This is a genomic window from Okeania sp. SIO2B9 (genome assembly GCF_010672505.1).
In the GTDB taxonomy this organism is placed as follows: domain Bacteria; phylum Cyanobacteriota; class Cyanobacteriia; order Cyanobacteriales; family Microcoleaceae; genus Okeania; species Okeania hirsuta.
Map to the genome: position 1 here is coordinate 1 of NZ_JAAHGK010000156.1, position 8,509 is coordinate 8,509.

An 8,509-nucleotide genomic window follows, 5' to 3' on the forward strand; every position below is an offset into this window, starting at 1 on the left:
GCCTTTTAACTAAAGAAAATATTTTTTATACCTCTAGAAATATGGCAGTTATATTTAAGTTGTGCAGAAAATATTTGGGAATTTAGAAATAAGGAAAAGGGGTTAATAACTGACATTTTTTTGTCTATACAATTCTGGATTTTTGACCAATAATTTAAGAATGCTATAGAACTGGAAATAACAGAAAAATAATTGCTGAAAAAAACACAAAAACTGAGACAAAATTTGAACAAAAATGTGAGGTGATATTTAGAGGTTCTTTTCATTGAACTGATGAACTTCCCATAGACTATGAGATGATAGTCATCATAGTTAAGATTTTCAATTTCTAAAATCAATGAAAGAGTATTAATTCAAATTATTGTAGTTATAACTATATCCTACCTCCTATTATTTAGTACAAAATAGGTTGTAGGTATTCGACTAATTTTAATTTGTCTTACAAAGAAGGTGAAAAAATCATCAATTCCTCAGTTTTTTCTTAGTAGCTGTATAAATTCGGGTAACTATAATCCGAATTTTTTTTGTCAATCTTAGGTGAGCATAAATAAACGCAATATTAGAAGGCGGGTTTTTAGAACTCAAAAGTACTTTACGTCAAAGCTTTTGGTTAAACCCGCCCCGACAATTTTTTTAACGTTTAATTAGACCTACCTACTTAGCAGTAGGTTCTTTGGTGTTTGACAATCAAATTTGAGTGAAAAGGGAGTAGGGAGCAGGGAGTAGGAAATAAACGAATGTCCGCGCACTATTTATTTGCGTAGCGCTATACAATTTATTCTTAAACTATACTGAAAGACTAGGTATTGACCGAATAGCTAATCAATAATTATATCAAGTCTTATTAATTAGCCAAGGGTAAAAATGTTCTTCTCTGTAGGCGAGAATATTTTTTCGGTGCGGAATTCTGCGCAAACAAATTTCCCCTTGTTCCCTACTGCTCCCTACTCCCTAAATTTTTTATTGTGGTTATTCAAAGAGACATGATATTAGGTGTTATTCTGTTTATTTGTATGAGGAAATAAATTTAATTATTGTTATGAACAAAAATTATACTTCACACAAAAAAATTAAAGCAAAAAAAACCTTATATAATAGTATATTAGGCACTTTATTTTGCCTAGTAGCAAACCCATTATTTTGGTATCAGCAACCAGCTCAAGCACAAACAGATAATTATTGTCGGTTGTCACCAGAAGCGATCGCTACAAAAGAAAACTTACGTCAAGCAGTCTTAACAGGAAATAAAGAAGTAGAAAAACAATATCAAGATATCTTGATTCAACACGGTAGAGAAGTAAACAACTGTCGCCTAAGAAACTGGCCAAGAACTCAAGGCATATGGTTGCGACTATATCCTTGTGATGCTAGACCAGGAGAAATCGACAGAATACTCGACCATGTAGTTAATAAAGGCTACAATCAAGTTTACATAGAAGCTTTTTATGATGGACAAGTACTTCTTCCCGCAGCAAATAACCCCACAGTTTGGCCGTCTGTACTGCGCGTCCCTGGTTATGAAAATGTCGATCTATTAGCTGAGAGTCTCAAAAAAGCAGGCGATCGCGGTTTGCGAGCTTATGCTTGGGTATTTACCATCAACTTTGGCTATACTTACTCTCAACTACCCAACCGCCAACAAGCTTTAGCTCGCAATGGTAAAGGTCAAACAACCCTTGATGTGATTCCAGACAATACGAGTTTGCACGACCAGTTAGGTGCAAGTCATGCTTTTCATACTTTTATTGACCCTTATAGTCCAGAAGCACGTCAAGATTATGCAGTTATGATTAATGAGGTACTCAAACGTCAACCTCAAGGTGTTTTATTCGACTACGTTCGTTATTTGCGTGGAGTAGGACCAGACTCTGTAGCGGATGAAGTAAAAGATTTATGGGTTTATGGTGAAGCTTCTAGGAAAGTTCTATTGCAACGGGCGAAAAATGAAGCAGGAAAGGAATTACTCACAAGATTTTTAGACAAAGGATATGTAACTTCTGGAGATATTTCTGCGGTTTCTTACAAGCAAACTCCTAAGTGGCAAAATTTCTTTTCACCTGCTACTACTGAATCTGCTACTGGTAGACTACCGAAAGGAGGTTCGGGACGACAAGTTTGGGAATTGAGTGTTGCTCATGCAGCTCAAGGAATACTTGACTTTCTCAAAATGGCGACTAAACCAGTGAAACAAAAAGGTCTTTCTGCTGGTGCTGTATTTTTCCCTGGTGGTAACAAAAGAGTACGCGATAATGGGTTTGACTCTCGACTCCAACCTTGGGATCAATTTCCAGCTTCAATGGAATGGCATCCCATGTCTTATGGAACTTGTGGCGATCGCAACCCCAATTGTATTGTTTCAAAAGTGCAGAGAGTGGTAAGTATGGCACCAAATGGGGTAGCAGTTATTCCGGCGATCGCTGGAGTTTGGGGACAACCTGTTACTGGTCGCCCTTCCTTGGAGATCCAAATGCAAGCTATTAGAAGAGCAACTCCTCAAATTAATTCTATTAGTCATTTTTCTTATGGTTGGCAAAATGTGGAAGAAACCCGCGAACGTAAGTCTTGTCGGTTGTGAAAATAGAATTACAGCGCTTCCCGCTGTAATCAGATCATATAGTGGGCAAGATGCCCGCACTACAAGGTTTTCACTATTTACCTTGTACATCATTTTCCGGTAGGGAAGTTGCATCCAACGTCCCGACCTGCTAAATTAAGGGAACACAATTAATTTTCCTTGGTAACTGAAAAGATGACTCCAGAAGAATATCTAGCATGGGAAGAAGAGCAACCCGTAAAATATGAATATATCAATGCCAAAGTCTACGGGATGACTAGAGAAACTCTTTCTCATAATGACATTGCTCTCAACTTAGCGTCTGCTTTAAAAAGTCACCTGCAAGGAAAAGGTTGTAGAGTGCAAATCGCAGATACTAAAGTCGCAGTTTCCAGCAATGGTTCCTTTTTCTACCCCGATGTAGTTGTAAGTTGCGATCCACGAGACACAAAATCTAGAAATATTATCTATTATCCCTGTTTAATTGTAGAAGTTTGATCATCAAGTACAGAAAATTTCGACCGCGCTCAAAAATTCCAATATTATCGTCAGATAGAAAGTCTCAAAGAATATGTTCTTATTGACTCAGAAAAGATATGTATTGAATACTATCAAATTAATGAAAAAATAAATGGGAACTTACTACTTATTCTCTTGAGGAAATAGCTGATAGTCAACAGGAATTTTCGCTTAAATTAGAAAGCATTAATTTTGAATTTACTACTTCTTTATTGTACGAAAATGTAGTTTTCCCAGAAAAAATAAATATTGAAGAGGAAGGAATAGAAAATCCGAAACAACAATATATTTCTTCTCCTCAAGACGTTCAATCTCCTGAAAAAGAAACTCCTGAAAAACAAACCAGACCAATCAGACGTTTTGCAGATTGGTGGGAAACAACTGCTATTGAGAAATTTGTAGAAGATATAGACTATTTGTTAACAAATTTCGCAATTTTAAATGTTGTTGGTTTGCTTGCCAATATTACTCTTATTGTTAGTTTAGTGAGCTGGTTCACGGGGCGTGAAGAACGAAAAGAACAAAGACATTTTTCTAGCTGGAGTATTATTAATGAAGGTCAAAGCGATAAATCTGGGGTTGTGACAGCTGCAGTAGAACGATTAAATAATGAAGGATTTTCTTTATCTGGTCTAAAACTTAATAAAACTAATCTCCATGACGCTAACCTCAGTGGAGCTAGACTATTTCAAGCTGACCTCAGTGAAGCTACACTCAGTAGGGTTAAACTGACTAAAGCTAACCTGGTTTTAGCTAACCTCAGTAAAGTTTTCTTCATTGGAGCTGAGCTCAATGAAGCTTACCTCAATGGAGCTAACCTCAATGGAGCTAACATGATTGGAATTAAGTTCACTAAAGCTAACCTTGGTGGAGTTAACCTTAGTGAAGCTGACTTCGATTCAGCTAACCTTGATGGAGCTAACCTCCGTGGAGCTTACCTTTTTAATGCCAAAAACCTCCGTAATGCACAAATAAAATTAGCCTGCAATTGGAAAGAAGCAACTTATGTAAAGAGTACAATACAAGAAAACAATATAGACACACTATTTGAAGACAATATCGACACAATATCTGAAAAATTAATAGACACTAGAAGATTTGAATTTCAATGGATTCCTGAAGATAAGCAAGCTAAACAAGAGAGAATAAAGGAAATTGAACAAGATAAAGATTCCGACCCTGAAAATCTTCCTGATTGTTCTCAATGGGAGTAAAGACTGACAAAACCTTATTAAAAACTAAAAATTATGCACATATCTAAATATCTTATTTTACTCTTAATCTCCTTACTTTCAGCCTGCACTTTTGAAACATCAAAAACATCATCGGAAACAGAAGTATCGGGTAAAAATTCTACATCTATAGTTACTCAAAATAGTGATTCTCAGCTAGTAAAAAATCTTGTAGAAAATTACCTGACAAAAACTCCTGTTGACACTGCAACAACCTTAACTATTCCTCAAGCAAAACAAATTCAAAAGCAATTTATAACAGAAATTAGTAAAAATTTAGGTGAAATAGTTGGCTACAAAGCAGGATTAACTAATCCAAATGCTCAACAACGTTTTAATGTTTCTCAGCCTTTGCGAGGTGCTTTACTCGAAAAAATGTTCCTCGAAAGTGGTGCTGTTATTCCAGCTAAATTTGGCAGTCGTCCAATAGGCGAAGGTGATTTAATTGTTAGAGTTGGAAGTGCAGAAATTAATAATGCTAAAACTCCTAGAGAAACTTTGAAATATCTTGATGCAGTAATACCATTTATTGAATTACCAGATTTGGTTTATAGTCAAGATGTAAAATTAGATGCACCTACTCTTTTAGCTATTAATGTTGGGGCAAGAGCTGGAGTTTTAGGTAATCCTATTCCTTTAACAGATACTGATGAATGGGAAAATCGTTTAAAGAATCTAAACCTAGAAATTTTAGATGAAACTGGTAAAGTATTAGTATCAGGAAATAGCAGTTCTTTATTAGGTAATCCACTAAATGTTGTTCTCTGGATTAAAAATTCTTTACAAGCAGAAGGTAAACAATTAAAAAAAGGGGATTTACTTTCTTTGGGGAGTATTACAAATTTTTTTACTATTAAATCAAATACTACTATCCGCGCTCAATATACAGGTTTAACTCCAAATGAAACCGTAGAAATATTTGTGAAGTTTGAATAGTATAGCGCTACGCGCAGGCAACAGGGAATAGGGGGAATAATTGCCAATAATATAAGACTTTTAGCTATTAGACAGTTCCTGTAATTTGTAAATATGCCAGCGCACATTGCTATATGACAGAACGAAGAAGTAATATCAAATCCGGTTGAACACTTATTATATAGTTGAGAGTAGGAGACCCACCCTTCGCCCCTCCCCCTCCCAGGAGGGGAAAATGGGAGATTAAATAGACATCTCCAATAATAAAAAATCAAATCAATTATCATACTCTTATTTATCAATTATTTCCCTGTACGGACGTTGCATGCAATATCCCTACTCCCTCTTTTGCGGAGATGTCTAGTATTGAAGTAATAATAGAATTATAAACAGATATTATATAAGCGGATTCTATGTGCAATTAACCTGATTTGATATAATAAGGAGTAAATAACGTAATATTTTTCCTTCTTCCTTCTTCCTTCTTCCTTCTGCTATAAATAATTTTCTCACCCAACATTTTAGCCTACATAAAATAGTAGTGAGTTGGGTTGAGTAAGGTAAGTTTGCTGAATGAATGTAAACTTTTTAAGCTCATAAATTAGCAATATATCAACATCTATCTATGAACTTTTCGCTTCGTTTTATTATGCCAATAAGCAGTCATAATTTTAGGTTCTGGAAATCCATGAACACAAACAACTCGCAATCCTCGCAGCACATCTATAAACCTTTTATAAGGAGTTCTGCATAAATTCTTATCAGTCAAAGTATAAGTGACTGCCCCATAACTAAATTGTCTATTACCATAAATTATGGCAACTTTCATCATCGATAAACTAATAGCACGTTGTTGTTGTCGGCGTTCCAAATGATTAGTATCTTTAGGATTATGTACAGCGCTAATACAACCTAATTTTTGAATATTTTTGTCATTTTGAAGCACTAGACTGAGTTGGTGATTCATGTTCATTGTCCTTATTTAGTAAAGTTACTAGGTAAATCACAAGCAAAAAATTAAGCATGGTTTAATTTAATTGATGTCTAGAAATAGACTAATAGTTCAGCACAAAAAAGAGATATGGAACAGCTTGTTTACTAAGAGCTTTTGTGTAGCTATTCCAGACAATTTTCTAGGTAAGTTTTCAGTGGGTTGAGAAATAAATCCCGGTAAAAACCACATAGAATAAATACACTGTTTTATCCTTGATTAGGCAGGAGGATTAATAGATTTTTCTTCCGAAGTAGTTATACCCTTAAACCCAGCTTAACAAAGCCTACAAAATTAGCAAGTTATACTACATTCTGTAATTGCCAAAAATAGGCCACTGGTGCCAATATTTCATCACTTCATTAGGTTCAAACCAAGTTTTCGCAGAGCATGGCATCAGCCGTATCGCCTCTTGAGGAGTAGTGATAATCGACAAAGCGTTGTTGAGTCTGAGGCCATATTGACGATTCATTGCCCTACAATAAGCTACCAGTGGGAAGAGTTTGTCAGCAAGAGGTTTGATTTGATGAACAGATTGAAATTCTATAATGCGCAGGATGAGGTAGAAACTGGCAACACAGTCCACTCTGCCGGAGTAACACTCATATTAATGGAAAACATAGCCTTCTACAAGTTTAATTTCGTGAATATTTTCTAAGAAAGGTCAAAGTTTATGTCAATAAGTTTCGATAGTGGGGGGACAGGAGATGGGTTTATTTTCTTTTTTATGCCAGGGAATAGGCCACAGGGAACAGCGGTGCGACCCCGCGGGGCGCGACAGACGCACCTGGTAGCGCACCAACAGAGGTAATAGTAGGAAAAATATTTCCCTGTCTTAAGTTTTTCAAAGCGGTGATATGATTAATAATTTCTATGAACATTTAATATTTCAGACTGGCCGTGTACAAAAAAACAGTATCAATATTTAGTAGTTTAGTAGTGGCCATAATAACAGCCACTATTCCTTCTGTTGCCTATGGGGTTGCTTGTCAAAAAACATCTGGCATAAAGACCTACATTTATCCTGGCTGTGGGGTCAAATTATTGGCTCAAAATCAATCCGTGAGTTCTAACTTAGACAAACTACTACGCCAGGGAAGAGCGCTAGCGGATGCAGGTAAATACCAAAAAGCTATCACAATATATCAACAGGCAGCACGTTTAGACCCAAAAAATGCACAAATATATTCTGGTATTGCCTATTTAGAAGCACTCCAAGGAAATTTTCAAGCTGCAAGTCAGTTTTATCAACAGGCGATCGCTATTGAGCCTCATAAAGCAGATTTTCAATATGGTTTGGGATATAGTATGGCTAAGTTAGAAAACTATCAGGCCGCAGTTGAAGCTTATCGCCGTGCTTCTTTACTTGACCGCAATAATGTTAATGCTCATTTAGGATTAGGTGCTGCATTGTTTCGTCTAGAGAAATACAATGAGGCGATCATTGCATATCAAGTAGCAATTCAATCTAATTCTAATAATGCTGAAGCTTATGCCTCAATGGGTTTAACATTACTGAAACAGGAACGTTTTCCTGAAGCATTAGAAGCACTTCGAGAAGCTGTTAGATTATCACCGAGAGATCCAGGAGTGCAAATCAAGTTAGGAACTGCTTTATTATCTACTGGAGATATTAATGGTGGTTTAGCTACTCTAGAAGTAGCTTCTCGTCTAGGACCTCGAAATGGAGAGATTCAGTTTCAAATTGCGGAAATTTATAAAGCGCAAAATAATCCTCAAGCTGCTTTGAAATTTTATCAAAGAGCTGCTTATGCTAATCCCGATCTAGTGGAGGCTAAGTTTGCGGCAGCAGAGATACTTTTAGAAAGCCAGGATTATTTACAAGCAATAATTATGTTTCGGCAAGTAATTAAGAAAAATCCCGATCGTGCAGATGCTCATTATAAAATGGGGTTAGCTCTTCACCGTCGAGAGCGCGTTCGAGAAGCCAGAAAGTCTTTTGAAAGGGCATTAAAATTGTTTGAGAAACAGAATAATTCTGAAGGTAAAGAAAAAGTGGAAACTATGATGACGGAATTGGAAAATTAATTAGGGTTTGCGCTTCACTAGTCTTTTAGTAGGGGTAGGAGACAGCTATACTGGAGACAGGAGACAGGAGACAACCCACCCCTAACCCCTCCCAGGAGGGGAGAAATGGATCGGGAGCGAGGAGGTAGAAGTAAGAATTGTCAATTTGGGATTTTTCTGCCCAACTTATGAGCCTAAAATACTAACTTTTTGAGCGTTTTAGACGTGATACCAGGCACTTTTTTTCAACTTCAAACAGCTAATATAGAA

General features: G+C 36.3%; 7 protein-coding genes. 5 read left to right on the forward strand and 2 right to left on the reverse strand.

From position 1 onward, the window contains the following. The first annotated feature begins 1,039 nt into the window (after positions 1-1,039). The 4 genes from F6K13_RS08050 (at position 1,040) to F6K13_RS08065 (ending at position 5,241) form a co-directional block, all read left to right on the forward strand. The gene (locus F6K13_RS08050; RefSeq protein WP_124145960.1) at positions 1,040-2,575 is read left to right on the forward strand and encodes a hypothetical protein; all 1,536 of its coding nucleotides are present in this window, start codon (positions 1,040-1,042) and stop codon (positions 2,573-2,575) included. Between the two features lie 159 nt (positions 2,576-2,734). Continuing rightward, a complete protein-coding gene (locus F6K13_RS34980; protein ID WP_353735645.1) occupies positions 2,735-3,052 on the forward strand; it encodes a Uma2 family endonuclease in 318 nt (105 codons plus the stop codon). A 233-nt stretch (positions 3,053-3,285) separates the two neighbouring features. After that, a complete protein-coding gene (locus F6K13_RS34985; protein ID WP_339379482.1) occupies positions 3,286-4,287 on the forward strand; it encodes a pentapeptide repeat-containing protein in 1,002 nt (333 codons plus the stop codon). Positions 4,288-4,320: 33 nt separating this feature from the next. Further along, entirely contained in the window at positions 4,321-5,241 is a 921-nt protein-coding gene (locus F6K13_RS08065) for a 2-keto-4-pentenoate hydratase (protein ID WP_287287168.1), read from the forward strand. 598 nt (positions 5,242-5,839) lie between these two features. Here the strand turns inward: F6K13_RS08065 and F6K13_RS08070 are convergent. Together F6K13_RS08070 and F6K13_RS08075 are read right to left on the reverse strand one after the other, a co-directional pair. Then, positions 5,840-6,187 (reverse strand): DUF4258 domain-containing protein, encoded by a 348-nt coding sequence (locus F6K13_RS08070; protein ID WP_240039067.1) that lies wholly within the window; start codon positions 6,185-6,187, stop codon positions 5,840-5,842. Between the two features lie 331 nt (positions 6,188-6,518). Beyond that, positions 6,519-6,797, reverse strand: coding sequence for a hypothetical protein (locus F6K13_RS08075; RefSeq protein ID WP_124145962.1), 279 nt, complete (start codon positions 6,795-6,797; stop codon positions 6,519-6,521). A 314-nt stretch (positions 6,798-7,111) separates the two neighbouring features. On the opposite strand from F6K13_RS08075, the gene F6K13_RS08080 reads away from it, so the two are divergent. Then, positions 7,112-8,260: a tetratricopeptide repeat protein gene (locus F6K13_RS08080; protein WP_124145963.1), complete on the forward strand. Its 1,149-nt coding sequence runs from the start codon at positions 7,112-7,114 to the stop codon at positions 8,258-8,260. Positions 8,261-8,509 lie beyond the last annotated feature (249 nt).